Annotated in this window: 2 protein-coding genes and 1 pseudogene; all 3 read left to right on the plus strand. The window is 60.9% G+C overall.

What is annotated here, in order from left to right; genetic code table 11:
* Positions 1–626 (plus strand): annotated as a pseudogene (locus ACE3OH_RS21230) (cell division protein FtsH); the annotation flags it as partial.
* Between the two features lie 60 nt (positions 627–686).
* Positions 687–1,517, plus strand: coding sequence for a dihydropteroate synthase (gene folP, locus ACE3OH_RS21235; protein WP_374357934.1), 831 nt, complete (start codon positions 687–689; stop codon positions 1,515–1,517).
* 31 nt (positions 1,518–1,548) lie between these two features.
* Complete coding sequence (glmM, locus tag ACE3OH_RS21240; RefSeq protein WP_374357937.1) at positions 1,549–2,898, plus strand: phosphoglucosamine mutase; 1,350 nt, start codon at positions 1,549–1,551, stop codon at positions 2,896–2,898.
* Positions 2,899–3,064 lie beyond the last annotated feature (166 nt).

Here is a 3,064-nt window from a genome sequence, read left to right on the forward strand (position 1 = left end):
TGGCCATGGCCTTGCCGGGTACCGATCCGGTACACAAGGTAACCATCGTGCCGCGTGGCCGTGCCCTTGGCCTCACCTGGCAGCTGCCGGAGCGTGATCGCATCAGTCTTTACAAAGACCAGATGCTGAACGAGATGTCCATCCTGTTTGGCGGCCGCATTGCCGAAGATCTGTTCGTAAAGCGCATCTCTACCGGTGCTTCGAACGACTTCGAGCGCGCCACACGGATTTCCCGCGATATGGTGACCCGTTACGGCATGAGCGAGTTGCTTGGCCCGATGGTGTACGGCGAGAACGATGGCGAGGTGTTCCTCGGTCGCTCGGTGACCACCCACAAGAGTGTTTCCGAAGCCACCATGCAAAAGGTGGATGGTGAGGTTCGCCGCATTATCGACGAGCAATATGCACTGGCGCAGCGGATTCTCGAGGAGCATCGCGACAAGGTCGAGGTGATGACCAATGCGCTGATGGAGTGGGAAACCCTCGATGCCGAGCAGGTCAAGGACATCATGGAAGGTCGTCCGCCGCGTCCGCCGCATCCGCCGGCTGGCTTGAGCGCTACGCCACCCGATACACCGACCGGCCCAGCACCTGAGCCGACCATCAAGCCGGCGCAGGAACATTGATCCACGTTTGATTTGATAGGAAGAACGACAGCGCAAGCGCTGTCGTTCTCGTTTCCGGCAATGAAAAACCATATTTTGCGCGCCGGCCGCTTCCAGCTATCGCTGACACGGCCCTTGGTAATGGGCATCGTGAATGTCACTCCCGATTCGTTTTCGGATGGCGGCCGATATTTGAGGCCTGATGCGGCCTTGGCCCATGCACGGCGTTTGCTCGACGAGGGGGCCGACATCCTCGATATCGGCGGTGAGTCCACCCGCCCGGGGGCGCCGGCGGTTCCGCTGGACGAAGAGTTGGCGCGCGTCATGCCCGTTCTTCGCGAGCTGCATGGCTGGGGCGTGCCGATTAGCATCGACACGCGCAAGGCGGAGGTCATGCGCGCAGCCCTGCAAGCGGGCGTCGACTTGGTAAACGATATTTGCGCCCTGTCGTCAGAGGGCGCGCTAGGCGCGGTAGCCAATAGCGCGGCGGCCGTGTGCCTGATGCATATGCAGGGCGAGCCGCAGTCCATGCAAGCTGCGCCGGCCTATACGGATGTCGTCGCGGAGGTAGTCGGATACCTCGGCAGCCGCAAGCAAGCGGCTTTGCGGGCGGGCATCAGTACCGATCGCCTCATCGTTGATCCGGGCTTTGGCTTTGGCAAGGCGTTTGAGCACAATGCCAGCTTGTTTCGGCAACTGCCGGCACTCACGCAAGGCGATGTGCCGGTATTGGTGGGCGTGTCGAGAAAGTCGATGTTTGCCGATATCATCGGCCCGCGACCCGCCATCGAGCGCGATGTTGCCAGTGCGGCGGCGGCATTGCTGGCAGTGCACAAGGGCGCGGCCATTGTCCGGGTGCATGCGGTGCGCGAAACGGTCGATGCCTTGAAAACCTATGCGGCGCTGGCTTGAAGCGCCGTTCAATTGAGGGGGAGTAGACAGGATGGGCAGGAAGTATTTCGGTACCGATGGTGTGCGCGGCAAGGTGGGTGATGCGCCGATAACGCCGGACTTTGCCATGCGTCTTGGTTATGCCGCCGGCAAGGTATTGTCAGAGCGACGCAGCACAGAGGTGCATCCGGCGGTGCTGATCGGCAAGGACACGCGTATATCGGGCTATATGCTGGAATCGGCCTTGCAGGCCGGCTTATCGGCTGCCGGTGTCAATGTACACTTGTCCGGCCCTCTGACCACGCCCGGCGTCGCCTATCTGACCCGTGCGCTGCGGCTGTCGGCGGGCATTGTGATTTCTGCTTCGCACAATCCGTTTGAAGACAACGGCATCAAGTTTTTCGGCGAGGGCGGTATCAAGCTTGATGATGCGGTAGAGGCGGAGATAGAGGCGCAGCTTGATAAACCCTTGCAATGTGTGGCGTCCGCGGACCTGGGGCGCGCCTGGCGCGTGAACGACGCTGCCGGGCGCTATATCGAGTTTTGCAAGAGCACCTTTCCGAATGAATTGAATCTGCGTGGCATCAAGTTGGTGGTCGATTGCGCCCACGGCGCTGCCTACCAGATTGCGCCCCATGTATTTGACGAACTTGGTGCCACGGTGGTGGCCATGGGCAATCAGCCCAATGGCACCAATATCAATGACGGTGTCGGTGCCACGGCGCCGGAGGCGCTGTGCGCGCGCGTGCTGGCCGAGCAAGCCGACTTCGGCATCGCACTCGATGGCGATGGCGATCGCTTGGTGATGGTCGATCGCAGCGGTGAGCAGTACGACGGGGATCGCTTGCTGTATGTGCTGGCGCAATTTCGGCAGCAGCAGGGCAGTCTCGGAGGCGGCGTGGTGGGCACCCTGATGTCCAATCTCGGGCTGGAACATGCCTTGGCTCGCCTGCATATCCCGTTTGCTCGCGCCAATGTTGGCGACCGCTATGTGATGGAAGTACTGAAGGAGCGCGGATGGTTGCTCGGAGGCGAAGGCTCTGGCCATCTGCTCTGCCTTGATAAGCACACTACCGGCGATGGCATAGTGTCGGCGCTGCAGGTGTTGTCTGCGGTTTGCCAATCCGGCCGCAGCCTGGCCGAGGCCTGTCAGCCGCTGGCGATCTATCCGCAGGTGCTCAGGAATGTGCGGGTGCCGAAGGGCTTCGATCATCGCGACAATCTGACCATACAGGCAGCGCTGGTCGAGGCTGAATGCGAGCTGGCCGGGCGGGGCAGGGTACTGCTCAGACCGTCGGGGACCGAGCCGGTGTTGCGTGTGATGGTGGAAACAGACGATCTGGCCTTGACCGAACGGTGGGCGACGCGTCTCGCCACGGTAGTGGGTGAAGCGCTGGTGTGATGGCGCATAACAAAAAAGCGACGGTTGTATCCGTCGCTTTTTTGTTTTCGAGGCCGGCAATCTTCAACCGAATTTGCCGGTGATGTAGTCCTCGGGTTCCTTCTTGCCAGGCTTGGTAAATATCTGATCGGTTGCACCGACTTACACCAAATCGCCCCGGGACATA

Source organism: Chitinimonas sp., from assembly GCF_041904975.1.
Classification (GTDB): Bacteria; Pseudomonadota; Gammaproteobacteria; order Burkholderiales; family Chitinimonadaceae; genus Chitinimonas.

Excerpts from the sequence above, each read along its gene's own strand:
- folP (WP_374357934.1), top strand. The coding sequence starts at position 687 with ATGAAAAACCATATTTTGCGCGCCGGCCGCTTCCAGCTATCGCTGACA.
- glmM (WP_374357937.1), top strand. The coding sequence starts at position 1,549 with ATGGGCAGGAAGTATTTCGGTACCGATGGTGTGCGCGGCAAGGTGGGT.